The organism is Streptomyces sp. NPDC004031 (assembly GCF_053604375.1).
Window position 1 is genome coordinate 11804 of record NZ_JBSGHL010000064.1, and the last position, 24382, is coordinate 36185.

A 24382-nucleotide genomic window follows, 5' to 3' on the forward strand; every position below is an offset into this window, starting at 1 on the left:
CGGCGACACCGCCTCGACCACGGGGCGAACCCCGGGGCGCGACCGGGTGAACGCCGGGAATCGCCGGATCTCCCGGGGTACGCGCGAAACCGCCGGCCGCCCGGGTGTCAGGGACCCGGGCGGCCGGCGGCCGGTCGTGCTAGCGGTGCGGGTGCGTCACCACGCGGACGGTGCGGGCGGGGCCACGACGTCCGGGCGGTCGTTGCAGGTGATCGTGTTGGGCAGCTCCCACGGGGCGAGCCACGGGCCGGTGGTGCCGCCGCCGTCGTTGCCGCCGAGGTCGGTCACGGTGAACTCCGAGCCGGCCGGGGTGAAGTTGAACGAGCCGCAGTTGTTGATGCCCACGGCCCCGACGTTGCGGGCGTCGACGTTCTCGAAGGTCGCGCCGCCCGCGGACCGGGCGCTGAGCACGGAGGTGCCGGTGCCGTCGACCTGGATGTCCTTGAAGTGCACGCCGGTGATCTTGTACTGGTCCTTCACCGGGAAGTCGGTGACCAGCATGATCGCGTTGTAGGTGCTGTCGAGGAAGTGGTCGCCGGTCACCTGGATGTCGGCGTCGATGTTCTTCTCCAGCGCGTAGAACCAGATCGCGCCGAGCCCGATGTTCCAGTTCAGCTCGTACGTGCCCGCGCGCACCGTGGTGTTGTCGGTGATCTTCAGCGAGCCGGTGAAGGGCTCGGCGCCGAAGCGGGAGCCGACCTGGATCGCGCTGCCCTCGCGGATGGGGTCGGCGATCAGGTTCGCCGAGACGGTGTTGTCCGTACCGCCGTACAGGGCGATGCCGTTGGCGAGGACGGGGGTCTGCACGGTGTTGTGGTCGATGGTGTTGCCCGCGTCCTCGACCTTGTCCGACCACAGCGCGAGCGCGTCGTCACCGGTGTTGCGCAGGAAGTTGTTCGAGATGACCGAACGCGTCACGCCGGTGTGGAAGTTGATGCCGTCGGCGATCTGGTCGACGATCACGTTGTTGCTGATCTTGAGGTTGCTCATCGGCCCGTCGAACCACATGCCGACCTTGGTGTGCTGGATGTACAGGCCGTCGATCGTGGAGTTGCTGAGCGCGCCGCCGATGCCGTTGACCTGGTCGGTGTCGATGCGCTCGCGGACGTCGCCCTCGATCGCGAAACCGGACAGGTGGACGTCCGAACTGCCGCCCTGGGCCGCGTCCTTGCCGTAGAAGCCGACCCCGGTGTGCACGCTGCCGTCGGGCGCGGGCGTGGCGAGGTCCACCTGGTGGCCCTTGAGGATCGTGTACCAGCTGCCCGCGCCCTCGATCGTGACGTGGTCGACGACGATGTGCCGGCTGACCTGGTACGTGCCCGGCGGGATGTAGACCTTGAGGTGGGCGCGCTGCGCGAACGCGACGGCCTTGTCGATCGCCGCCGCCGAGTCGCGGTGCCCGGTCGGGTCGGCGCCGAACAGCAGCACGTTGGCCGCCAGCAGATCCACCTTCGGCGGCGCGACGAGCTGCGAGTCCAGCAGGTCGACGGTGGTGGCCGCCGCCCCCGCGGGCACGGTCAGCCGCACCTTCTCGCCCGCCTTGTACGTACGGCCCAGCAGCAGCCGCTGCTCGTCGTAGAAGTGGTTGGGCCGGAAGGGCTTGGCGAAGACCGGCGCCGGGGTGGTGTCCTGCGGGACGCAGGAGCACTCGGTGACCCAGTAGTCCGGGTGCAGGATGTCGGCGGTCGGGTCGTTCGAGAACGGGTAGAGGTTGTAGAGCCAGGCGTACTGCGAGGTCAGCGTCATCGTCTTGGTCGTGCCGCCGACGCCCACCTTCAGCGGCGAGGTGAGCCCGCCGCCCTTGGGCGCGTCCGGGATGCTGTAGCGCACGTTGATCGCGTTGGCCGCGCTCGGCAGCGTGAACTCGACGTACTGCCCCGGCTGGAGCGTCACCGCGCTGCGGCCCGACGCCTCCGCGGGCAGCGTGTACGCGTCCCGGCCGGGCCCGATGACGGTCCCGTTCGTGACCGCGTTCTCCGCCTCCTGCTCCGCGAAGCCGACGCTCGCGCCGCGCCCGGCCGTCAGCGCCGGATCCAGCGCCGCCCGGGTGACCTGGGCCTTGCCCTGCCCGGCCTGCCCCGCCCCCTTGGCCGCCGCCGCTCCGGCGCCCAGCACGCCGAACGCCGCGGCGGTCGCGGTGACTGCCGCGACCGTCACAACGGCTCTTCGCCGCGGGCCTGTTGACCATCTCGCCATCGACAGCTCGATTCTCTCGGGACACCTCAGGTGGGGGTTCCGCCGCGCGCGGGCGGCGGCAGTGAGGGTGAATTTAGGACCCTCCGGACCAGCCGCACAAGGTGCGTGCGCGGGGTATTTCGCATCCGTGCCGAGCAACTTCATGAGATTGCGCGATTCTTGCGGCCGACGTTCAGCGCGTTGCGGCGACGGATGGGACGGACGCGAACCGGCGGACGGGAGAGGCCCTGGCCGAAAGCGGACGCCACGGGACGGTTGAGCCGGATCGGTGTGGGATTCACCTCACGGACATTTCGCCGCCGCTTTGGCAGGATGTCCGGAGCAGTCGGACTGGCGTCGGCTCTGCGGGGCAGGCGACGGGGACGGTACGGCACCGGAAGTCAGCAGCGGCGGACGACAGGGGCTGAGGAATGGGTATGGGAAGTGCGACGTCGGCGGCGTACGGCACCCGGAGGCTGCTCCCCCGACCACCCCGCATCCCGCTCCCCGACCGGCTCCCCCACCTCCTCCCGGAACTGGCGCTGCTCGTCGCCGTCCAGGCCGTCTACAAGTACGGGCGGAAGATCGCCAACGGCCACACCGAGGACGCGTTCCACCATGCCGACCACGTGTGGTCGTTCGAGCGCGCGATGCACCTGCCCAGCGAACACTCCGTGCAGCAACTGCTGCTGCACAGCCACACGCTCGTACACATCGCCAACTACCTCTACGCCACGGTGCACTTCCCGGCGATGCTGCTCTTCCTGGGCTACATGTTCGTGCGCCGGCGCGCGCACTACCTGTGGATCCGGCGCGCGATCGTCATCCAGACGATGCTGGCCCTGCTCGGCCACCTGCTCTTCCCGCTCGCGCCGCCGCGGCTGCTGCCCGGCGACGGCATGATCGACACCGCGGCGGTGTACGGGCCCGCGGTCTACGGCAAACCCGAGACGCACTCGATGGCGAACCAGTTCGCCGCGATGCCGTCGCTCCACGTCGGCTGGGCCCTGGCGATCGCGGTGGGCCTCATCGCGTCCCACCGCTCCCGCTGGCGCTGGCTGTGGCTGCTGCATCCGCTGCTGACGATGCTTGTCGTGGTTGGCACGGCCAACCACTACTGGCTCGACTGTGCCGTCGGGGCGTTGCTCCTCGCGCTGGCCCTCGCCCTCATCCCGGGCCCGATGCCCGAACCCTCCTCCCCGCGCCCCCTCCGCGACTGGACCTGGCCCCTGCGCCGGGCTGCTGCGCAGGGCGGTGAGCGTTTTGGGGGCGCGGGGAACGGCGCGAGCAACCATCCACCGGCCGGTGGTCCGGATCGGACCGAATTGCCCCTCCGGGCCGGTGACGACCCGCGCCCCGGTGGGGGCTGAGCGCGCAGTTCCCCGCGCCCCTGAAAAACGGGTGCCCCGCGCGGGCAGCGTTGAGCCCTCTCGTGACAGAGAGGGATTCAGTGCTTAGGGTGCGTGAATATGGATATGCACACCGTGCTCATCGGGCCCACCGGGGCCGGCCCCGAAGACGTACTGGCCGTCGCGCGTGAGAACGCGCAGGTCAGCCTCGCGGAAAGCGCCGTCGAGGCGATGGCCGCGGCCCGCCGCGTCGTGGACGCGCTCGCCGCGAAGCCGGAGCCGGTGTACGGCGTGTCCACCGGCTTCGGCGCCCTCGCCGTCCGCCACATCAGCCCCGAGCTGCGCGCGCAGCTCCAGCGTTCGCTGGTGCGGTCGCACGCCGCGGGGATGGGCCCGCGGGTCGAACGCGAGGTCGTCCGCGCGCTGATGTTCCTGCGGCTCAAGACGCTGGCCTCGGGCCGTACCGGTGTGCGGCCGGTGGTCGCGCGGACGATGGCCGCGCTGCTGAACGCGGGCATCACCCCCGTCGTCCACGAGTACGGCAGCCTCGGCTGCTCCGGTGACCTGGCGCCGCTCGCGCACTGCGCCCAGGTGCTGATGGGCGAGGGCGAGGCGGAGGGCCCGGACGGCGAGGTCCGCCCGGCGGGCGAGCTGCTCGCGGCGCACGGTATCGAGCCGGTCGAGCTGCGGGAGAAGGAGGGCCTGGCCCTCATCAACGGCACGGACGGCATGCTCGGCATGCTGGTCATGGCCTGCGCGGACCTCGCCCGCCTGTTCACCTCCGCGGACATCACCGCGGCCCTGACGCTGGAAGCGCTGCTCGGTACGGAGAAGGTGCTCGCGCCCGACCTGCACGCGATCCGCCCGCACCCGGGCCAGGGCGCGAGCGCGGCGAACATGCTGAAGGTGCTCCAGGGGTCGGGCCTGACGGGTCATCACCAGGACGACGCCCCGCGCGTCCAGGACGCGTACTCCGTGCGCTGCGCCCCGCAGGTCGCGGGCGCGGGCCGGGACACCCTCGCGCACGCCCGTACGGTCGCCGACCGCGAACTGGCGGCGGCCGTGGACAACCCGGTCATCACGGAGGACGGCAGGATCGAGTCGAACGGGAACTTCCACGGCGCCCCGGTCGGCTACGTCCTGGACTTCCTCGCGATCGCCGCCGCCGATCTCGCCTCGATCGCGGAGCGGCGCACGGACCGGCTGCTGGACAAGAACCGTTCGCACGGCCTGCCGCCGTTCCTGGCGGACGACCCGGGCGTGGACTCGGGGCTGATGATCGCGCAGTACACGCAGGCCGCGCTGGTCAGCGAGCTGAAGCGGCTCGCGGTGCCCGCGTCGGTGGACTCGATCCCGTCCTCGGCGATGCAGGAGGACCACGTCTCGATGGGCTGGTCGGCGGCGCGCAAGCTGCGTACGGCGGTGGAGGCGCTCGCGCGGGTCGTGGCGGTGGAGATGGTCGCGGCGACGCGGGCGCTGGAGATCAGGACGTTCGGCGGCGGCTCCCCCGCCCCGGCGACGGCCGCGGTGGTGGCGGCGGCGCGCGCGGCCGGGGTGCCGGGTCCGGGCCGGGACCGTTTCCTCGCCCCCGACCTGGAGGCGGCCTACCTCTTCGTACGGTCCGGCGCCCTGGTGCGCGCGGCCGAGGAGGTCACGGGCCCGCTGGCGTGAGCCCGTGCGGAGGTCAGGGCGCGGTGTCCGGCTCGGACTCGTCGGCCTGGCGGGCGCGGCGGGTCGACTCGACGAGCAGGCCCGCGCCGACCACGAGGAAGACGGCGCCGCCGATGAGGTAGGGCCTGGTGTTGAAGGCGCCGGTGTCGGCGAGGCCGCCGTCGTCCCCCTGCGGCACGCCGACGGCGGCGGAGTGCGCGGCCGGGGCGGCGGCGGGGGCGTGCTCGGGGCTGGCGCTCGCGGTGGGCACGAAGTACAGCGCGGCAAGGACGGCGCCGGCGGCTGCGACCACGTAAGGACGGGGCGAGGCCATGGGAACCCCCAGGGGTTGCGACGACGTGACCGTGGCCACCGATCGTAGTGACCTCCGCCACGCCTTGGGAAGCCGCCCCCCGGTACGCCCCCGGGCCCCCGCCCTGTCGGCGTACACCTGCCGCGACCTCGGCGGGATCGCTGCGTAGACGTCGAGGCACACACCGTCACCACGAGCGTGGGATGGAACACAATATCGGACAGAAAGGGTGATTTGCCCCGGCGTGGCTGTTTCCATGGTCGGAAGAAGCCCGCAGGCCCCACCGGCCGCGGGGGACTACTGCCGCATTGGAGAGCTGCGTGACGCCGCCCGAGAACGGATCCGCCCCGACCGAGGCCCCCGCCAAGCACCGCAAGATCACCACCCGCCGCACCCTCGCGGCGGTCGCCGTGCTGATGGGCGGTGCCGTCGCCCTCACCGCGTGCAACAGCGGCGGTGGGAGCCACGCGGACGGGAAGGCCTCCCCCTCGGCGTCGGCGACCTCGTCGGCCCCGACCCCGTCGTCCTCCCCCTCGGCGACGAGCCAGGCCACGGAGGACGCGGCGGCGGCCAAGCACGCCTCGGCCGCGAAGATCACCATCACCCCGAAGAACGGCTCGACCGGCGCGAAGGTCAGCGGCGCGGTGAAGGTGACGGTCAGCGGCGGCACGCTGGGGCAGGTCACGATGAAGGCCAAGTCCGGCGGCAAGGCGGTGACCGGCAAGCTGTCCGCGGACAAGAAGACGTGGACGCAGAGCGGCTCGCTCGCGCACAGCACCCAGTACACGGTCTCCGCGACCGCGACCGACGCGCAGGGCACGCCCACCGCGGCGACCGCGACCTTCGCGACCGCCGCCGCGAAGCCGTCGACCTTCACCGGCTACTTCACGCCCGAGGACGGCTCGACCGTCGGCGTCGGCATGCCCGTGTCGATCAACTTCGACCACGCGATAGCCAACGGCGACCGGGCCGGTGTGCAGCGCGCGGTCACCGTGACGTCCACCAGCGGGCAGACCGTGGTCGGCCACTGGTTCAACGGCAAGCGGCTGGACCTGCGCCCGCAGAACTACTGGACCGCGGGCACGCACGTCACCGTGACCATGAACTGGAAGGGCGTCGAGGGCGCCCCCGGTGTCCACGGCACGCAGCACAAGACGATCGGCTTCGACATCGGCCGCTCGCAGGTCTCCACCGTCGACACCCAGACGCACATGATGACCGTCGTGCGCGACGGCCAGGTCATCCGCACCATCCCGATCTCCGCGGGCGGCCCGGACCACACCACCTACGACGGCCAGATGGTCATCGAGGAGAAGCACGAGACGACCCGGATGAACGGCGCCACCGTCGGCTTCACCGACGACGACGGCAAGGGCGAGTACGACATCCCCGACGTGCCGCACGCCATGCGGCTCAGCAACTCCGGGACGTTCATCCACGGCAACTACTGGGGCGACCCGTCCGTCTTCGGCAACGTCAACACCAGCCACGGCTGCATCGGCATCGAGGACGTCAAGGGCGGCGGCGACCCCACCACCAACGCCGCCTGGTTCTACGACAACTCGCTGCTCGGCGATGTCGTGACGGTCGTCAACTCGCCCGACAAGGTCATCCAGCCCAGCAACGGCCTCAACGGCTGGAACATGACATGGAGCCAGTGGGTGGCGGGCTCGGCTCTGAAGTAGCCCGCTCCGTGACGTCACGGATCCAGGTCGCGGGGTCGTCCAGCACGGTACGCACCGAGCTGTAGGCGGCCCCGCGCAGTACGCCGTCCCGGCCCAGCCGCGAGATCACCACGTCCTGGGCCCGCCAGCGGCGGTCCGTGACACGCGCGGCCAGCTCCCGCCGCACCCCCGGCAGCAGCCAGGGCGCCAGGTCCGCGAGCGGGCCGCCGACCACCACGGCCTGCGGGTCCAGCAGATTCACCGCGCCGCTCAGGGCTATGCCCAGGGCGGCGCCCGCCTCCTCCAGCGCTCGCAGCGCCGCCGGGTCGCCCGCGGCCGCCGCGGCCTTCAGCGCCGGGCCGCGGCCCGTCCGCACACCCGCGGCGCGCAGCAGCGCCTCCTCACCCGCGTACGTCTCCAGGCAGCCCGTCGCCCCGCACGAGCACGGGGGCCCCTCCGGGCGGACGGGCACGTGCCCCAGCTCCCCCGCGAAACCGCGCGCCCCGCGGAAGAGCCGGCCCTCCACGACCAGGGCGGCACCGATGCCGATCTCGGCGGAGACGTGCACGAAGTCCGTGAGGCCGCCGTCGTGGCCGCCGAGCCACAGCTCGGCCAGGGCGCCGAGGTTGGCCTCGTTCTCCACACCGGTGGACGGCTCCGGGAAGGCCGCGTCCAGCGGTACGTCCTCCCATCCGAGGTTGGGCGCGCGCAGCACGGTGCGGTGGTCCGGCCCGATGAGCCCCGGTACGGCGACGGTCGTCCGGACGGCCGTCAGCCCGGCCTCCGTGCTCTTACGGATCACCTCGCCCGTCAGCTCGGCCAGCTCCCCGAGCACGGCCTCGGCGGGGCGGCCCCGGTTCGCCGCGGGCCGCTCCGCGCGGGCCCGCACCCGTCCGCGCAGGTCCACCGCGCACGCGGCGAGGTGGTCCACGCCGATCTCCGCGCCGATGCCCGCGGGGCCCGTCTCGGTCAGCGCCAGCACGGTGCCGGGGCGGCCGACCGTACCCGGCCGCTGCGCGCCCTGCTCTTCGAGGAGCCCGGCGGCCAGCAGCTCGTCGACGAGCGTCGACACGGTGGCCCGCGTCAGCCCGACCTCCGCGGCGACCGCGGCCCTCGTCACGTTCTCGCCCGCGGCGAGCGCGGTCATGACCAGCGCCATGTTCCGCCGTCGCAGCCCAGCCTGCGCGCCGGTCCCTTTCCCCACGCTCTCCTCCGGAGGTGCTCAGCTTCCACGCTCGGGCCTGTGCGACCCGGGCCCTGCCCTACCCGTCCCCCCTCCAGCCCTCCGGGCTGCCCCGTTCCCTTGCGACGGGATCTTCCCCCGGCGAGGGGTTGCGCGCGCAGTTCCCCGCGCCCCTAGATTGCGCGCCCTCCCCCGCAAGCTCCCGCCCCTGCGGGGCCGGCCCTCAGCCCTCCGGGCTGCCCCTTGCTCTCCCCCCGGGACCTTACGGCCGGTGGTGGGCTGATCGCGCAGTTCCCCGCGCCCCTGGTTCGTTGCCCCGCGCGGCAGAAGCGAGCCCCCGACGGACCCTTCCCCCGCGGGGGCGGGTCTTACGGGGGAGGGTGAGCGTTTTTAGGGGCGCGGGGAACTGCGCGACCAGCCACGACGGCGGGAAAGCCGACCGCCCAGCGCAAGGGGCAGCGCCCAGAAGGGGCGCGGGGAACTGCGCGCTCAGCCCCCACCGGGGGAAAGCCGACCGCCCACCGCAAGGGGCAGCGCCCCGAAGGGGCGCGGGGAACTGCGCGGGCAACCACCCACCGGCGGAGGATCGCGCAGCCACCGCGGGTGGCAGCCCGTAGCGCCCCCTACCGCTGAGCCGCGGCCAGCGGAAGTGCGGCGGCCAGCCGCGCACGCGCCCCCTCGTCCAGGGGCAGGGCCTCGTGCACGCGCCCAGCGGTCGTGTTCCAGCGCGCGGCGATAGCCGCAGGAGCCTCACCCGTGAGCGCGGCAGCAGCCTGCACCGCGGCCCCGAGGGCAACAAGCTCGCCCGCTTCGGGCACCTGCACGGCGCGCCCGGACAGCCGCCGGACCGTCTCCAGCCACGCCGTCCCGCGCGACCCACCGCCGATGACGAGGAGCGGCTCGTCCGAGGGAGCCCCGCCGTCCACGGCGAGCACTTCCTCCAGCGCGCCCAGCAGCGCGTAGACCGCCCCGTCGTACGCACCCTGAAGCACCTGACCGGCGGTCGTGTCGTGCCGCAGCCCGCTGAGCAGCCCGGACGCGTACGGCAGGTTCGGCGTGCGCTCGCCGTCGAGGAAGGGGAGGAAGGCGACCGAGCCGCCGGGCTCGACGTCCTCCCGTTCGCGCCCGAGAAGCGCGGCGACCTTGTCGACGGCCAGCGTGCAGTTGAGCGTGCACGCGAGCGGCAGCCAGCCGCCGTCCGCGGAGGCGAACCCGGCGACGACCCCGCTGGGGTCGGTCGGCCGCTGCCGCGACACCGCGTAGACCGTTCCGGACGTACCGAGGCTGAGCGCCGCCCGGCCCGGCGTGAGCCCGAGCCCGAGCGCGGCGGCCGCGTTGTCGCCCGTCCCCGGCGCGACGAGGGCGCCGGCCCGCAGCGGCAGCCCGTCCCGTACGACGCCCGCGGTCTCGCCGGGCCCGAGGACGGTCGGCAGCAGCCCGGCCGAGAGCCCGAGCGAGTCGAGCAGCTCCTCGTCGTACGCCTCGGTGTCGGAGCGCCACCACCCGGTGCCGGACGCGTCACCGCGGTCGGTGACCCCGGCGCCGGACAGCCGCTCGGTGAGGAAGTCGTGCGGCAGCCGTACCGCCTTCGCGGCGGCGGCCGCGGCGGGCTCGTGCTCGGCGAGCCACGCCCACTTCGTGACGGTGAAGCTCGCCCCGGGCACGGACCCGAAGCGCTGCGCCCAGTGCTCGGCCCCGTACTTCTCGACGAGCGCGGCGGCCTGCGGCGCGGACCGCACGTCGTTCCAGAGCATCGCGGGCCGCACCGGCGCGCCCTGCGCGTCGAGGACGACGAGCCCGTGCTGCTGCCCGCCCACGGAGACCGCCTCCGCCCGCGCGGCGAACTCACCCGTCTGGCTCAGCGCGTCCTGGAGCGCGGTCCACCACACCTCGGGGTCGGTCTCCCGGCCCGCGCCGGTGCTGACCGTGTGCCGCGCCTGGCCGGAGGCCAGCACCGCGCCGGTCTCGACGTCGACGGCGAGCACCTTCGTCGATTGCGTGGAACTGTCGATCCCGAGGACGACCGCCCCGGACGACGCCCCGAGCGCCCCGTTCTGCCCCATGTGATTCCTGTCCCTTCCGGAGCCCGTCGCGAGCTGCCACTTCCCATCATCGGCCTCGCATACTAATTTGTTCAACAGTCTGACGAATAGGAGCGAGCCCTCATGACTTCCGAGACGAACCTCACCCCGGGGCCGGAGCACAAGTTCACCTTCGGCCTCTGGACGGTCGGCTGGCAGGGACGCGACCCGTTCGGCGAGGCCACCCGTTCCGCGCTCGACCCGGTCGAGTCCGTCAACCGGCTCGCCGAGCTGGGCGCGTACGGCGTGACCTTCCACGACGACGACCTGATCCCCTTCGGGTCGTCCGACGCCGAGCGTGACGCGATCATCAAGCGCTTCCGCGCCGCCCTCGACACGACCGGCCTGGTCGTGCCGATGGCCACCACCAACCTCTTCACCCACCCCGTCTTCAAGGACGGCGGCTTCACCGCGAACGACCGCGACGTCCGCCGCTACGCGCTGCGCAAGACCATGCGCAACATCGACCTGGCCGTCGAGCTGGGCGCGAAGACGTACGTCGCCTGGGGCGGCCGCGAGGGCGCCGAGTCCGGCGCCGCCAAGGACGTCCGGGTGGCCCTCGACCGCTTCAAGGAGGCGTTCGACCTGCTCGGTGACTACGTCACGGAGAAGGGCTACGACATCCGCTTCGCCATCGAGCCGAAGCCGAACGAGCCGCGCGGCGACATCCTGCTGCCGACGATCGGCCACGCCCTGGCGTTCATCAACTCCCTGGAGCGCCCCGAGCTGGTCGGCCTCAACCCTGAGGTCGGCCACGAGCAGATGGCCGGGCTGAACTTCCCGCACGGCATCGCGCAGGCCCTGTGGCACGGCAAGCTCTTCCACATCGACCTCAACGGCCAGACCGGCATCAAGTACGACCAGGACCTGCGCTTCGGCGCCGGCGACCTGCGCTCGGCCTTCTGGCTGGTCGACCTGCTGGAGAACTCGGACTACGAGGGCCCGCGCCACTTCGACTTCAAGCCCCCGCGCACCGAGGACTTCGACGGCGTCTGGGCCTCCGCGGCCGGCTGCATGCGCAACTACCTCATCCTGAAGGACCGCGCCGCCGCCTTCCGCGCCGACCCGGCCGTCCAGGAGGCGCTGCGCGCCGCCCGCCTCGACGAGCTGGCCCAGCCGACCGTCGCCGAGGGCGAGGGCCTGGCCGGTCTGCTGGCCGACAAGTCCGCGTTCGAGGACTTCGACGTGGACGCCGCCGCCGAGCGCGGTATGGCCTTCGAGGCGCTGGACCAGCTGGCGATGGACCACCTGCTGGGCGTCTGACCCTCCGCGGGTCCACCCGTTCGCGGGTGACGCTCCTCCAGGCTCGCGGGACCCCGCGCGACCGGCCTACGTACGACGTCCTGTCAACGTCGTCCCCCTTCCACAGGGGGGCCGGTCCGCGGGGCCCCGCGCCCTTTTCACCTGAGGCCGAGGGGTACGGGCCGTACGCCGTCCAGCACGCGCTGCCCGAACGCGGCCTCCGCCAGGGCCCATTCCGCGTCGTACGCCGACTCCGCCTTCTCCCCAAGCGGCAGTTCGGCCCACACCACCTTGCCGGGTGCGGCCGGGCAGAAGACGTCCCACCGCGCGCTCAGGGCCTCCACCAGGAAGAGCCCGCGCCCGCCCTCGGCGTCCGCACTCTGCGCCGGGATGACGGGACGTCCGCAGTCGCGGTCCCAGACCTCGACGTAGAGGCTGCCGCCCGCCGCCCGCAGCTGCACCCCGATGACGTGGCTGCCCGCCGGTCCGCTCATCTTCACGGCGTTGGTGACCAGTTCGGACCCGATCAGCTCGGCCCCGTCGATCTGCTCGGCAAGCTCCCACGCGGTGAGCGTCCGCCGGATGAAGTCCCGCGAGACGCCGACCGCCGCGAAGGCGGCGGCGAGCCGGATGCTCGCGACGTAGAGGACGCTCGGCGTCGGTACGTTCACTCGTCCCTCACCTCGTAGATGTCCACGTCCGCGCGATCGACGAGATACGCGGCAAGGTGCTCCCGCAGTACCTGTGTCGAGCCGAAGTGCCGCAACGACGGCACGACCACGGCACCACCACGCGTGAGCTTCAGCTCCTCGACGAGCCCGTTGAGCACGGCGATCCCGCCCTCCTGCTCCTCGTGCCAGATCCGGACGAGGTCGAACCCCTCGCGCTCCGCCCAACACCGCAGCCGTAACTCGTCCCGCCTCACCTCGGCGTCGGGCGTCGCTGCGTAGGCCCGCATGTAGCCGTGGACGGCTCGCTTCATCCCGCCTCCTCGCGGTGGATGCACCGATCACGGGGCGTCAAGTTCGTTACGCCCTGCGTGATGTGACGAGTGAAGCACCGCAGGACTCTGCAATGCAAGACTACATTTTGAATCCACGTCAGCGAGAATTCGAACAGTAATATGGGCATTGCGAACCGTATGCAGAGGTGCTTACATTCCGGGTGAAAGACTGCCCGGAGCGGAAGGCGGACGTATGAACGAGCGAACGACCGGATCGACCGTGCCGCGCAGACAGCTCGGGCGGCACCTGCGCGACCTACGCAACAAAGCGCGCCTCACCGTGCGCGCGGCAGCCCGCGAACTGGAGTGGTCCGAGCCGAAGATCTGGCGCATCGAGACCGGCCAGACGTCCCTGCGCAGCCTCGACGTCGAGGCCATGTGCAAGATCTACGGCGCTCCGGCCGAACTGACGCAGGGCCTGATGGGCCTGGCCAAGGAGACGAAGGGCCGCGGCTGGTGGCACGCGTACGGTGACGTGATCCCGGAGAACTTCGACCTCTACATCGGGCTGGAGGAAGCGGCGGAGCGGGTGCAGCAGTACAGCCCGGAACTGGTGCCGGGGCTGCTCCAAACTCCGGACTACGCACGCACGTTGATCACCGAGGACAACCCGGGCGTCGACGCCGAGGAGATCGAACGCCGGGTACACGTGCGGATTGCCCGTCAAGCGTTGCTGACCAGGGTCACCAGTCCGCTTACGATGGAAGTGGCCCTCAACGAAGCCATCTTGCGTCGGCCGGTCGGTGGCCGAGCAGCTATGGCCGCCCAGCTCGACCACTTGGCGGAACTGGCAGCTCTGCCTCACGTCTCCATCCGGGTCGTACCGTACGACGCAGGTTTGCACCACGGCTTGCTGTCCGGGTCGTTCACGATGCTCAATTTCCCGCTCGGCGGTGACGGCCAGCCGACCGAACCTCCCACGGTCTACGTCGGTGGGTTCACCGGCGACCTCTATCTCGATAAGCCGAACGAGATCGAGCGCTACGACGGGGCGTTCCAAGCAATCTGGCGCAGTTGCTCGGGGCACAAAGAAACACTGCGCCTCATTCAGCAAGCAGCAAGGGAGCTACGGAAGTGAAGAGTTCCGACCTGGTAGGGGCGGTGTGGCGCAAGTCCAGCCGCTCGGCGGACAACGGTCAGTGCGTCGAAGTCGCCTTCCTCGCAGACGGCCGCGTGGCGATGCGCGACAGCAAGGACCAGGGCACCGGCCCCGCACTCGTCTTCACGGCAGCCGAGTGGGCCGCCTTCCACGGTGGCGTCATGGATGGCGAGTTCACGACTGCGTAAAGCCCCGCAGGGCACCGCACCCTGGAGGTCCGATCCCTCACAGCCAGCAAAGGAGCACCGGCGATGAAGAGTTCGGACCTCACGGGCGCGGTATGGCGCAAGTCCAGCTACTCAGCAGACAACCACCAGTGCATCGAAGTCGCCCTCCTCCCCACCGGGCACGTCGCCACCCGCGACAGCAAGGACGACGGCACCGGCCCTGCCCTGGTCTTCACGGCCGCCGCGTGGACGGCCTTCCACCGCGCCGTCGCCGACGGCGAGTTCACACCCGCGTAAGGGCCAGCGAGGGGCGTCCCGACAACAGCCCGGTCAGCGAAGCGCCCTCCGTGCTCTACATCGGTTCGGCGAGGGCGGCCCGCCATTCGGGGCGCGGGTCGGCTCCCAGGCTCGTCCAGTACTCCGTCGCCCGGACGACCTGCCCGTCACGGACCGTCCAGAACGATGCCGCGCGGAAGACGCCCATGCTGTCGTGCGGTACTTCGACCTCGGAGACGACCTCCTCGCCCTCGGCCACCACCTTGAGCACCCGGATCGACCAGCCGTCCGGATATTCACGGTTCACCGCGACGAAGTTCTCCCGGCCGACGATGCGTTCGAGGCTGATCGGCCACTCGACGACGACGTCCTCCGCGACCAACTCGGCGACGCCCGCCCAGTCCCGATCCTGTATCCGACCCCACAGCGTCTCAATGATCTTCGAAGGTTCCATCGAAGGAGCTTCCCACAGCGGTCTGACAGCCCGCCCGTGCGAGCGCCGCGGCGGCGCTCCGTCCGTAGCCTGAGAGCCCGATCCCTGTCCACCAGCAAGGGAGCATCGTCAATGAGGAGTTCGGATCTCGCGGGCGCCGCCTGGCGCAAGTCCAGCCACTCCGAGATCGATTGCCCAGTCCAGCAGGTGCTCGTCGCTCCCGGCGCGGCTGACGCACTGTAGGCCGAGCGGCAGGCCGTTCTCGGCCTGCCCGGCGGGGACGGAGAGGCAGGGCCAGCCGGCATAGCTCCAGGGCAGGCACATGGCGGAGCTGCCGGTGTCGGCCAGACCGTGGGGTGCCGGGCCGGTGGCCGCGGGGCAGATCCAGATATCCACGTCTGCCTCGTCGGTCGCACGTGACAGGGTGGTCCGGAAGGCTTCCCGCCGTCGTAGCGCGTGCTCGTACCGGCCCCGGGAGATCGTCTGCCCTTGGCGCACCGTGGCCGCGGACTGTGGCCGGTAGAGAGCCCCGTACCGGGGGAACCACTCGGCGTGGCTGCGTGCGGCTTCATAGCGGTTCACCGTGTACAGGTCCTCCGCGTTGTGAGCGAGGTCCGGGAACATGGGGACGCGGCGCACGCGGAGGCCCGAGCTCGACAGCCGCGCCACCTGCCCTTCGAACGCGGCGCGCGCTTCCGCTCCAGCCTGCTCCAGGTAGGGGCCGTCAGGAACGCCGAGCACCGGGCGCTTCCGTTCGGCGTCCCGCACTGGCTGCCAGTTGTCGCACAGGACGGGTGCCACCCTCGCCACCCCGTACAGCGTCGCTGCGAAGACGCCGATGGTGTCGAGTGTCGGCACGTTGGGGATCACGCCGTCGAGCGGAGTCCGACGGGCAGTCGGCTTGAACCCCACGACACCGCAGTAAGCCGCAGGACGGATCGTCGATCCGACCGTTTGCGTACCGATGGCCAGCGGCACCATTCCCGCCGCGACAGCCGCTGCCGACCCGCTGCTGGAGCCGCCAGGAGTGTGGTCGCGGGCTTGCGGATTGCGTGTCGGCCCCGGCGCGGTCATGGCGAACTCTGCCGTCACGGTCTTCCCCGCGATCAGGGCTCCGGCATCACGAAGCCTGTCCACGACTCCCGCCTGCCTGCCCTCGAACACCTCCGGAGGCAGCAACGAACCACCACATGTGGGCAGTCCGTCCACGTTCACGATGTCCTTGACCCCGATCGGGACGCCGAACAACGGCGGCCGAGCGCCAGCCATCGGCCAACGCTCGTGGACTGATCGAAGCTCATCACGAACGCGCTCCCGCCGGGCCGCACCCGTCTCCGACTCGGCAACGAAGGCATGGATGACACGGTCCATCTCATCGATCCGGTCGCACAGCGAGTCAACCGGCACGGACGGCCGCCCACTTGCCTCGTACGTTCTCGATCTCACGTCGGTGATCCCCTTGGCTCCGCCCTGGATGAACTGCTGGGCGATCGTCTTGGCCTGGGGGGTGACCCCGCCGTAGGTCTGGTCGATGGCGGCGGCCAGGTGGCGGGCGTCATCGATGTCCTGCGGTACGGCCGCGGCCGGGAGCCAGAACATCAGTCCGATCTCAGCAGGTGGATGTGACAGGGTACCGATCATGCAGCCGACTCTCCTTGACGCACTGCCGGCACTCGTCGTGATCGATCTGCAGAAGGGGATCGTCGACGGGCCCAAAGCACACCCGGTGGAGGGCGTCGTCGCACACGCCGTCGCCCTGGCCAAGTCCTTCCGTTCCCAGGGCTTGCCCGTGGTGCTCGTCAACGTCGCCGGGGGAGCCCCAGGGCGCACCGACTTCGACTACGGCGACGACGAGGACGAGGACGAGGACGACGCGCAGGACTGGGTCGAGCTCCTGCCCGAGCTGGGCGCCCAGCCAAGTGATCTGCGGGTGACCAAGACCAACTGGGGCGCCTTCACCAACTCCACCCTGCACGCCCAGCTCCAGGAGCGGGGCGTCACGCAGGTGGTGCTCGCCGGTATCAACACGCAGATCGGCGTGGAGACCACGGCACGCACCGCCTACGAGCTCGGCTATAACGTCGTGCTGGTGACCGACGCGATGACCAGCTTCGACGCGATCGCCCACGACCACAGCGTCACCCGCATCTTCCCGCGCCTGGGGCAGACCACCACGACCGAGGATCTTCTCGACGTCCTCGCCACCCGCCCGGCCTGACCCGACCCCAGGGCCGGCTTCCACCCCGGTCTCCCCGCCCAAGGGTGCCCCACGGATCACCTACAGTCACAGTCGGGCTGCTCTCCCTGAAGAACCGGCGACAGTTGCATACGCGAGCCCACCGGTATCAGGCCCCATCCTCGCCGCGCCCACAGGGTTCGGGGAGTTCAGGGGGCTCGCGGAGTTCGCTGACGAGGAGGGCGAGCAGGCCCGGGAAGTGCTGCTCGGTGGCCTCCCGGCGCAGGGACACCGCGCTGCCGTTGCCGTGGAAGCGCTGGTCGATGAGGCCGGCTTCGCGGAGCACGCGGTAGTGGTGGGTGCGGGTGGCCTTGCCGACCGGGAGGTCGAAGGAGCCGCAGGCGCGCTCCTCGCCGTCGGGGCCGGCGGCGAGTTCGGCCACGACGCGGCGGCGGCGGTCGTCGGCCAGCGCGGCGAGCACCTTGCCCAGCTCCACAGCGGCCCCCTCTCCGAAAGGTACGGCTTGCATCGTACCAAGGGGGCGCCCTAAGGTCGCGAGGTATGAACATCGTCATACCTGAGGCCTCGGGCCCCGTAGCCCTGTACGGATTCGCCCGCCCCCGCCCCGAGCGCGCGGCGGAGCTGGAGAAGCTGCTGCTGTCCTTCGTCGAGCCCACCCGCCGCGAGCCCGGCTCGCTCCAGTACCAGGTCCACCGCGACGCCGCCGACCCCACGACCCTCGTCTTCTACGAGCTGTGGCGCTCCCCGGACGACCTGCGCCGCCACCTCGCCGTCCCGGAACTCGCCCGCTTCGGCGAGACCCGCATGGACTACCTCCGCGAGGACCTGGAGATCCACTGGCTGACCCCCCTCAGCGCGGAGGAGGCCGCCCCCGTCGCCCGTCATAAGCGCGGGTGATCTCGGCCCCCCCGAAACCGGCGTTGATCGGCCCCCGCCCCCCGGCGAGGGTTGGTCACGGCGCGTCCGAACACGCCGGGAGACCACCGTCCCGGGCGCGCCGCACCAACGCGGGACCGCACCGCGGTCCGTCACCGAGGGGGAAAGATGCTCATCCGCAAGACCCTGGCAATGGCCGCCGCGACGGCCGGGCTCATCGGGGCCGGGATGCTCACGGGCGCCTCGACCGCGTCGGCGAGTGTCCAGCCGCCGGAGTCGAGCGGGGGTGTGGTGCAGCTCGTCAACGAGAACAGCGGCAAGTGCCTGGAGATCGCCGACTGGCGCACCGACAACGGCGCACCCGCACGACAGTGGGACTGCACCGGCGGCGCCAACCAGAAGTGGTTCGAGACCACCGACTACTACGGGCGCCACACGTACGTGAACCAGAACAGCGGCAAGTGCCTGGAGATCGCCGACTGGCGCACCGACAACGGCGCACCCGCACGACAGTGGGACTGCACCGGCGGCGCCAACCAGAGGTGGTACTTCGACACCATCGGCGTGGGACAGGACGAGCCGTCCTACATCGGTCACCTGCTGAACGACAACAGCGGCAACGGCTGCGTCGTCGTCCAGGGGACCGGCAACGGGAGCACCGCCTTCCAGTACACCTGCATGCTCTACCGGGACCAGAACTGGTACCGCAGGTGATCCCCGCCCTGGTCGGGTAGCCACGCCGTGAGCCGGTCACCGGGCCGGCTCACGGCACGCCGTTCACGCCGTCGCCGCAGGGAGCGGCCCCAGGTCGGCGGCCACCCGGGCCAGGGAACGGATGGCGTCGCCCTCGCTTTCGGTACGCCACACCATGGCGAAGGTCAGTGGGGGCAGGCCGTCGGCCGGGCGCCAGGCGATGTCGGGGCGGGACCAGTAGGGGACGGAGTGCGCGGGGAGGAGGTGGAACACCTCCCCGTGGCTGATCAGGGACAGCAGCCGCTCCATGTCGGTGACCAGCGGCCCGCGTGCGATGAGCCGGCCGGCGGGGGTGTACAGGGGGACGAGGGTGTTGCCCCAGTACGAGGGCATCCGGGCGCTCGTGATCGCGAAGTCGGCGAGCATCTCCACCGGGACCCGCTCCCGGCCGGCGAGTTCGTGGTCGACGGACACCGCGACGGCCCTGCCGTCCGCGAACAGCACCGGCCCGACGGTGAGGTCGTCCTCCTCGACGGGCAACCAGGTGACCAGGACGTCCAGCTCGCCCTCCCGGAGCGCGGCGAAGGGATCACTGAACGGGGCGTGCCCGAACTCCAGCGCCAGCTGCGGGCACCGCGCGCGGAACTCCCGCCAGTAGCCCCGCAGATAGTGCACGTTCCCGGGGATCATGCCCACCCGCACGGTGTTGCCGACCCGGCGCGCGGCGACCCGCGCCCGCTCCAGGCTCTCGTGCACGCTCGCGTGGACCGGCAGCAGGTCGTCCCGCAACTGCCGCCCCACCGCGGTGAGTCGCACGTCCCGCCGGTTCCCCCGGTCGAAGAGCACGGCGTTGAGCCGCCGCTCCTGCTTGGCGATCGCCTGACTGACCCGCGCCTGCGAGACGAACAGCCGCTCGGCGGCCCGCCCGAAGTGCAGTTCCTCCGCCAGCGCCAAGAAGATCTCGATGTCCCGCAGCTCCACCGATGCCCGCCTCCCCGTGCTCGTCCCGCGCCACCGCCTCGACGGCGCGCACGGTAGGCCGGGCCGCCAACAGCTCACCAACAGCGGGCTCGCAGGCGCACCCGCTCCGGCCGGTCCCGGCTACTCGCCGGGCGGCGGGGCGCAGTCGATGCCGGGGACGGGCGCGGGCGGGGCGGGGGTGGCGCTTTCGGTGGCGGCGCGCGTGGCGTGGATGCGCAGGAGGCCGTCGATGCCGCGCAGCAGGGTCTCGCCCGCGAGGACGGGGTCGCCGAGGTAGCCCGCGCTCATCGCGCCGTCGCGGAGCATGACGAAGTGGCGGCCGGCGTGGTCGGCGGAGTCGGTCGCGATCTCGGCGAACAGTGCGGTGACGGTCTCCAGGAACCAGGCCCGGTGCTGCACCACGGCCCGGTGGACGGGGTGTCCGGGGTCGGGGAATTCCGCGGCCGCGTTGAGGAAGGCGCAGCCGCGGTAGCCGGGTGAGCGGATCTGCTCGACGAGGGAGGCGCCGATGCCCCGCAGGATCGCGTCCGGCGGGGCCTCCGCGGCGGTCAGGGCGCCGACCTGGGCGCGGATCGCGTGGTCGACGCTGCCGATGTAGGCGACCGCCAGATCCTCCTTGCTGCGGAAGTGGCGGTAGAAGGTGGCGTTGGTGACCTTCGCCTCCGCGACCAGGCGGTCGACGCCCACGGTGTGGATGCCCTCGGCGTAGAAGAGCCGCGCGGCCGTGGCGAGCAGCCGCTCCCGGGCCTTCGAGACCCTCGCGCCGGTTTCCGTCTGCGTCATACCGTCCAGCTTAACAGGGAGAACGTTCTCTCTTGTTTCGGCGCCGGAAGTGTGCCACGCTCCAAAAAGAGAGAGAACGTTCTACCCCACATCAGGAGCAGACCATGGCATCCACCACATCCGCCGAGCCCGCAACCCCCGCCGCACCCACCCTGCGCACGCTCTACGCCGCCCGGTTCGTCTTCGCCGCCGCGTGGGCGGCTCTCCTCCTCGCCTCAGGCTCCGACCTCACCACCCCGGCCAAGGTGCTGCTGATCGTCTACCCCGCCTTCGACGTCGCCGCGGCCGTCGTCGACGCACGGTCGGCCCGGACCACCGGCCCGGTCAGGGGCCTCTACGCGAACATGGCCGCCAGCACGCTCGCCACCCTCGGCATCGCCCTCGCCGCCACCTCGGGCACCCCCGCCGTCCTGCGCGTCTGGGGCGCGTGGGCGATCGTCTCCGGGCTCGTCCAGCTCCTCGTGGGCGTCGTCCGCCGTCCGATGGGCGGCCAGTGGGCGATGATCGCCAGCGGCGGCATCTCCGTCCTGGCGGGCGCGTCCTTCCTCCGCAGCGCCAGCGCCGACAACCCGTCCCTGACCGCCCTCGCCGGATACGCAGCGCTCGGCGGCATCTTCTTCCTCGCCTCGGCGAACCGCCTGCACCGCCGGGGGTGACCCGCGGGGCGCGCGGCACCCGTCACGGCGCTTCGCCCGAGCGCTCCAGGTCGAGGGCCACCGCCCGCACCGCGTCCGCGATGGGCGTCAGCTTGCGGCCGAAGGCGGTGAGTCCGTAGACCGTCGACTGCTTGCCCCTCGACTCGGTGACCCGGCTCACGATGCCGGCCTCTTCGAGTCGGCGGAGGCGGCTGGTGAGCGTGACCGCGTTGGCCTTCGGGATCGCCCGCTGCAGTTCGTTGAAGCGCCGCTCCGACTCCTGGAGCGTCATGACGATCGCCAGCGTCCACAGGTCGCCGACGAGCGCCAGGATCTCCATGCACCGCGCCGTCCGGGGATCGTTCGTCTGCTCCATGACGCCTTCCACACTCGAACGCTATGCTAGCTTTAGCGGTAAAGAATCTTTAGTGGTCGACAGAAAGGTTCCGCCGCCATGAGGATCACGTTATTCGGCGCCACCGGCCGGATGGGACAACTGCTGACACAACTGGCCCTCGACGCCGGACACGAGGTCACCGCCTACGCCCGCAACCCGGCCAAACTCCGCATCACCCACCCGCACCTGTCCGTCGTCGCCGGACAGCTCGACGACGACGCGGCCATCCTCGACGCGGTACGCGGAGCGGACGCCGTGATCGAGGGCGTCGGCTCGGAGAGCGCGGCGACCCGCCGCGTCATCGCCGCCATGGGCTCCGCGGGGGTGAAACGGCTGGTGGTCGTGTCCACGTGCAGCGTCCCCGATCCGGACGACCTGCCGGACGCCAAGTTCAAGGCCCTGGTCCGCTTCGTGCGGACCGCCGCGCCCCGCCCCTACGCCGAGGTACGCGCCGCGGCCGAGCACGTACGCGCGAGCGATCTCGACTGGACGCTCGTCCGGGTCGCGAAGCTCAACGACAAGCCCGCGCGCGGCGACGTCAAGGTCGGCGCCTACGGCCACGGCGTCGTGGGCCTGTCCCTCACCCGCGCCGACATGGCCGCCTTCCTCCTCTCCCAGGTCCGCGACGACACCTACATACGCAGGGCCCCGGCGATCAGCAACTGACACCTCACGGATGGTGGCCGCGGATGTGGCGGCGCTCGGTCGGGTCGGTCGGCGGAGGGGAATCGGCGAGATGCAGCACCGGATCCTCCGGCCCCTCCCGGCCCGCGACCACCGGATACGCCGCCCGCAGCGCCTTCGCGCGGTACTGGGCCGCGTCCGCGAGCCGGAACAGACGCCGGGCGGACCGCACGGGACCGATCGGGTCACCCGTGGACGCCACACCGCAGGCCACGCCCTCCCCCACGTCGAGCTTCGCCGCCCGCAGGCACAGCTCCGTCGCCGCCCGCACGACCTCGTCCGCGGAGCTGCCCACCGCCACTATGCAGAACTCGTCACCGCCCAGCCGCGCCGCGAGACTCCCCGGGAGCATCGCGCCGCACAGGCTCAGCAGCGAGCCGAACCGTTCCAGCAGACGGTCCCCCACCGCGTGGCCCAGCCGGTCGTTCACCGTCTTCAGACCGTTGAGATCGCACACGACCAGGCTCACGGGGGTGCCGTCCGCCCGGTGCCGCTCCAGCGCCTCGTCCAGCCGCACATCCACCGCCCGGCGGTTCCCCAGCCCCGTCAGCGGATCGGTGAACGCCAGCCGCTGCACCTCCGCGAGCCGCTCCGTCTGCGCGATCCCCGAGGCCAGCACCGCGGCCAGCACCGTCGCGAAATCCGCGTCGCGCCGGGCGAAGGGCGGCTCCGCCGCGCCCCGCGCCACATAGATCTCCCCCCACGCCCGGCCGTGCAGCACCAGCGGCGCCACCACACAGCTCCCCCGGCCCCGCCGCCGCAGCGCCGCCGCCCGCCCCCACGAGCTGCCCCCGGGCGACGCGCCCGTACCCTCCGCCGTCTCCACCCACGCGTGCGGGGCGCCGCCGCGGGCCCAGCTGCCGTGCAGGAACTCGGCGATCTCCGGGAAGTCGTGCACCGAATACGACTCGTCCTCGGGCTCCGGCTCCTCACCCGGCGCGAGGTCGCCGTCGTTCACCAGCACGCGCAGGCGGCCCGTCTCCCGCTCCCACGCGGACACCGCCGCGAAGGAGCCGCCCATCGCGTGCCGCGCCCCGCGCGCGCCCGCGCGGGCCGCCTCCTGCGGGGTCTGCGCCGTCGCCAGCGCCTGTGCCAGTTCGACGACCGCCGCGAGCCGTCGATCGGCCGTCCCGTCCTCCATCTCCCCAGGCTAGAAACCTTCTCGCGTCCGCGGGGGCTTAATACTCCGAACGGCCGTTCAGTCGGTTTGCGGCTTCCCCGCCGCGGGGGTTTCCCGCGCCTTCGGCGCGGGGTGTTTCCCACCCGCACCACCCGTGCAGGTAGGAGCGAAAAGTGCCGGTCTTCCAGTGGGACGCATTCGCCGTCGGCGGCGAACCGCAGTACCTGGGACATCTCCCCCACCGGCAGGCAGCCGCTGAACCGGCCCGGAGGGGGACGGTGCGGGGTGCCCCCGCAGGAATGCGCTGCCAGTCCCTCCACCAACTCGGGAAGAGGGCGAAGGCGCATTCCGAGGAGGTGCCCCGTGGCGGCCCCCGACCCCACCCCCCGGAGGGAAAGCGCGATGCCCCGCCGGGCAACACCAGGGGCGCGGGGAACGGCGCGAGCAACCCCCACCGGGGGACGATCGCGCACCCCACAGCAGGGGGCACCCCAGAGCGTCAGACCCCCGGCCACCGCGGCGTGCGCCGCTCGTTGAACGCCGCCACCCCCTCCGCCCGGTCACCGGAGAACGCGACCGTCCGCCAGCCCGCGTCCTCGATGTCGAGCCCCGTCCGCAGGTCGAGCCCGTGCCCGAGCCGCAAGGCGCGTTTCGCCGCCCGCAGCCCCACGGGCGAATTCGCGGCGATCCGCCCCGCAAGGGAAAGCGCCGCGTCCCGCGCGGACGTGCCCTCCTCCGCCAGCACATCGACCATCCCGAGGCCCACCGCCTCGGCCGCCCCCACCCGCCGCGCCGTGAAGACCAGCTCCGCCGCGCGCGCCGCGCCCACCCGGCGCGGGAGGAGCTGTGTGCCGCCGCCCCCGGGGATGACGCCCACGGACACCTCGGGCAGGCCGACCACCGCCGTACCGTCGACCACGATCACGTCGCACGACAGCGCCAGCTCGTATCCGCCGCCGAGCGCGTACCCGTGCACGGCGGCGACCGTCGGCATGGGCAGCTCCAGCACCCCCGTGTACGCGCCCCGCGCGACGGGCCGCTGGGCGACCAGCTCCGCGTCCGTCATCGCATTGCGTTCCTTGAGGTCGGCCCCGACGCAGAACGCCTTCTCGTTGGACGACGTCAGCACGACGACGCTCACGGACGCGTCGGCGGCCAGCGCGGCGCACGCCCCCGCGATGGACTCGGCCATCGCGGAGGAGACCGCGTTCATCGCCCGGGGCCGGTCCAGCACCAGTTCGGCGACCCTGGGCGCGGGCCGCTCGACCCGCACCCATTCGCCGTACCGCACCCCATCCGCCTGAGCACCCATCGGACCGCCTCCCGGTTAACGACCGTGAACCTCGCGAACCCTCATCGTGCCACGAGGCTCCGACAGCCG

26 protein-coding genes are annotated in these 24382 nt (G+C 71.9%); 12 read left to right on the forward strand and 14 right to left on the reverse strand.

From position 1 onward, the window contains the following. Positions 1–156: 156 nt before the first annotated feature. Complete coding sequence (locus tag ACWERV_RS30555; RefSeq protein WP_452939189.1) at positions 157–2196, reverse strand: glycosyl hydrolase family 28-related protein; 2040 nt, start codon at positions 2194–2196, stop codon at positions 157–159. A 416-nt stretch (positions 2197–2612) separates the two neighbouring features. On the opposite strand from ACWERV_RS30555, the gene ACWERV_RS30560 reads away from it, so the two are divergent. Together ACWERV_RS30560 and hutH are read left to right on the forward strand one after the other, a co-directional pair. Beyond that, positions 2613–3545 (forward strand): phosphatase PAP2 family protein, encoded by a 933-nt coding sequence (locus tag ACWERV_RS30560; RefSeq protein ID WP_452939192.1) that lies wholly within the window; start codon positions 2613–2615, stop codon positions 3543–3545. A 105-nt stretch (positions 3546–3650) separates the two neighbouring features. Next, on the forward strand, positions 3651–5195 hold the full coding sequence (hutH, locus tag ACWERV_RS30565) for a histidine ammonia-lyase (protein ID WP_452939259.1): 1545 nt from the start codon (positions 3651–3653) through the stop codon (positions 5193–5195). Positions 5196–5208: 13 nt separating this feature from the next. On the opposite strand, the gene ACWERV_RS30570 is transcribed toward hutH, so the two are convergent. After that, positions 5209–5487 carry a hypothetical protein gene (locus tag ACWERV_RS30570; RefSeq protein ID WP_398182253.1) on the reverse strand — a complete coding sequence of 93 codons (279 nt, stop codon included), beginning with the start codon at positions 5485–5487 and terminating at the stop codon, positions 5209–5211. Positions 5488–5903: 416 nt separating this feature from the next. Between ACWERV_RS30570 and ACWERV_RS30575 the strand changes: the two genes are divergently transcribed. Beyond that, positions 5904–7172 carry an Ig-like domain-containing protein gene (locus ACWERV_RS30575; protein ID WP_452939262.1) on the forward strand — a complete coding sequence of 423 codons (1269 nt, stop codon included), beginning with the start codon at positions 5904–5906 and terminating at the stop codon, positions 7170–7172. On the opposite strand, the gene ACWERV_RS30580 is transcribed toward ACWERV_RS30575, so the two are convergent. Both ACWERV_RS30580 and xylB read right to left on the reverse strand, forming a co-directional pair. Then, positions 7117–8298 (reverse strand): ROK family transcriptional regulator, encoded by a 1182-nt coding sequence (locus ACWERV_RS30580; RefSeq protein ID WP_398183380.1) that lies wholly within the window; start codon positions 8296–8298, stop codon positions 7117–7119. The genes ACWERV_RS30575 and ACWERV_RS30580 overlap by 56 nt on opposite strands. Positions 8299–8957: 659 nt before the next feature. Then, a complete protein-coding gene (gene xylB, locus ACWERV_RS30585) occupies positions 8958–10397 on the reverse strand; it encodes a xylulokinase (protein WP_452939196.1) in 1440 nt (479 codons plus the stop codon). Positions 10398–10499: 102 nt separating this feature from the next. Between xylB and xylA the strand changes: the two genes are divergently transcribed. Continuing rightward, the gene (gene xylA, locus ACWERV_RS30590) at positions 10500–11678 is read left to right on the forward strand and encodes a xylose isomerase (protein ID WP_452939199.1); all 1179 of its coding nucleotides are present in this window, start codon (positions 10500–10502) and stop codon (positions 11676–11678) included. Positions 11679–11815: 137 nt separating this feature from the next. Here the strand turns inward: xylA and ACWERV_RS30595 are convergent, their stop codons facing one another. Together ACWERV_RS30595 and ACWERV_RS30600 are read right to left on the reverse strand one after the other, a co-directional pair. After that, positions 11816–12328 carry an ATP-binding protein gene (locus tag ACWERV_RS30595; RefSeq protein ID WP_452939200.1) on the reverse strand — a complete coding sequence of 171 codons (513 nt, stop codon included), beginning with the start codon at positions 12326–12328 and terminating at the stop codon, positions 11816–11818. After that, complete coding sequence (locus ACWERV_RS30600) at positions 12325–12639, reverse strand: hypothetical protein (RefSeq protein ID WP_452939203.1); 315 nt, start codon at positions 12637–12639, stop codon at positions 12325–12327. The genes ACWERV_RS30595 and ACWERV_RS30600 overlap by 4 nt, the downstream gene beginning before the upstream one ends. 214 nt (positions 12640–12853) lie before the next feature. Between ACWERV_RS30600 and ACWERV_RS30605 the strand changes: the two genes are divergently transcribed. From ACWERV_RS30605 to ACWERV_RS30615, 3 genes are all read left to right on the forward strand, one after another. Beyond that, entirely contained in the window at positions 12854–13738 is an 885-nt protein-coding gene (locus tag ACWERV_RS30605; protein WP_452939206.1) for a helix-turn-helix domain-containing protein, read from the forward strand. After that, positions 13735–13947, forward strand: coding sequence for a DUF397 domain-containing protein (locus tag ACWERV_RS30610; RefSeq protein WP_452939209.1), 213 nt, complete (start codon positions 13735–13737; stop codon positions 13945–13947). Before ACWERV_RS30605 ends, ACWERV_RS30610 begins: the two co-directional genes overlap by 4 nt. Before the next feature lie 63 nt (positions 13948–14010). Further along, a complete protein-coding gene (locus tag ACWERV_RS30615; RefSeq protein ID WP_452939212.1) occupies positions 14011–14223 on the forward strand; it encodes a DUF397 domain-containing protein in 213 nt (70 codons plus the stop codon). 55 nt (positions 14224–14278) lie between these two features. Here the strand turns inward: ACWERV_RS30615 and ACWERV_RS30620 are convergent, their stop codons facing one another. Beyond that, positions 14279–14656 (reverse strand): nuclear transport factor 2 family protein, encoded by a 378-nt coding sequence (locus ACWERV_RS30620; protein ID WP_452939214.1) that lies wholly within the window; start codon positions 14654–14656, stop codon positions 14279–14281. Between the two features lie 108 nt (positions 14657–14764). Continuing rightward, on the reverse strand, positions 14765–16276 hold the full coding sequence (locus tag ACWERV_RS30625; RefSeq protein ID WP_452939217.1) for an amidase: 1512 nt from the start codon (positions 16274–16276) through the stop codon (positions 14765–14767). Between ACWERV_RS30625 and ACWERV_RS30630 the strand changes: the two genes are divergently transcribed. Beyond that, the gene (locus ACWERV_RS30630) at positions 16275–16853 is read left to right on the forward strand and encodes an isochorismatase family protein (RefSeq protein WP_452939219.1); all 579 of its coding nucleotides are present in this window, start codon (positions 16275–16277) and stop codon (positions 16851–16853) included. The genes ACWERV_RS30625 and ACWERV_RS30630 overlap by 2 nt on opposite strands. Before the next feature lie 127 nt (positions 16854–16980). Here ACWERV_RS30630 and ACWERV_RS30635 read toward each other — a convergent pair whose 3' ends face one another. After that, a complete protein-coding gene (locus tag ACWERV_RS30635) occupies positions 16981–17340 on the reverse strand; it encodes an ArsR/SmtB family transcription factor (protein WP_452939220.1) in 360 nt (119 codons plus the stop codon). A 32-nt stretch (positions 17341–17372) separates the two neighbouring features. Here ACWERV_RS30635 and ACWERV_RS30640 point away from each other — a divergent pair, with 32 nt between their 5' ends. Continuing rightward, positions 17373–17729: a putative quinol monooxygenase gene (locus tag ACWERV_RS30640; RefSeq protein ID WP_452939222.1), complete on the forward strand. Its 357-nt coding sequence runs from the start codon at positions 17373–17375 to the stop codon at positions 17727–17729. A gap of 147 nt (positions 17730–17876) precedes the next feature. Further along, the gene (locus tag ACWERV_RS30645) at positions 17877–18422 is read left to right on the forward strand and encodes an RICIN domain-containing protein (RefSeq protein ID WP_398182218.1); all 546 of its coding nucleotides are present in this window, start codon (positions 17877–17879) and stop codon (positions 18420–18422) included. A gap of 63 nt (positions 18423–18485) precedes the next feature. Here the strand turns inward: ACWERV_RS30645 and ACWERV_RS30650 are convergent, their stop codons facing one another. Then, positions 18486–19382, reverse strand: a complete 897-nt coding sequence (locus tag ACWERV_RS30650; RefSeq protein ID WP_452939225.1) for a LysR family transcriptional regulator — start codon at positions 19380–19382, stop codon at positions 18486–18488. 120 nt (positions 19383–19502) lie between these two features. Beyond that, the gene (locus tag ACWERV_RS30655) at positions 19503–20165 is read right to left on the reverse strand and encodes a TetR/AcrR family transcriptional regulator (RefSeq protein WP_452939228.1); all 663 of its coding nucleotides are present in this window, start codon (positions 20163–20165) and stop codon (positions 19503–19505) included. A 104-nt stretch (positions 20166–20269) separates the two neighbouring features. Here ACWERV_RS30655 and ACWERV_RS30660 point away from each other — a divergent pair, with 104 nt between their 5' ends. Beyond that, positions 20270–20821, forward strand: a complete 552-nt coding sequence (locus ACWERV_RS30660; protein ID WP_452939230.1) for a hypothetical protein — start codon at positions 20270–20272, stop codon at positions 20819–20821. 22 nt (positions 20822–20843) lie between these two features. Here the strand turns inward: ACWERV_RS30660 and ACWERV_RS30665 are convergent, their stop codons facing one another. Beyond that, positions 20844–21176 (reverse strand): winged helix-turn-helix transcriptional regulator, encoded by a 333-nt coding sequence (locus tag ACWERV_RS30665; RefSeq protein WP_452939232.1) that lies wholly within the window; start codon positions 21174–21176, stop codon positions 20844–20846. 78 nt (positions 21177–21254) lie between these two features. Here ACWERV_RS30665 and ACWERV_RS30670 point away from each other — a divergent pair, with 78 nt between their 5' ends. After that, positions 21255–21863 (forward strand): NAD(P)-dependent oxidoreductase, encoded by a 609-nt coding sequence (locus tag ACWERV_RS30670; protein ID WP_452939235.1) that lies wholly within the window; start codon positions 21255–21257, stop codon positions 21861–21863. 4 nt (positions 21864–21867) lie between these two features. Here the strand turns inward: ACWERV_RS30670 and ACWERV_RS30675 are convergent, their stop codons facing one another. Further along, positions 21868–23022 (reverse strand): diguanylate cyclase domain-containing protein, encoded by a 1155-nt coding sequence (locus tag ACWERV_RS30675; protein WP_452939238.1) that lies wholly within the window; start codon positions 23020–23022, stop codon positions 21868–21870. Positions 23023–23500: 478 nt separating this feature from the next. Beyond that, on the reverse strand, positions 23501–24313 hold the full coding sequence (locus tag ACWERV_RS30680) for an enoyl-CoA hydratase-related protein (RefSeq protein ID WP_452939241.1): 813 nt from the start codon (positions 24311–24313) through the stop codon (positions 23501–23503). Positions 24314–24382: the final 69 nt, after the last annotated feature.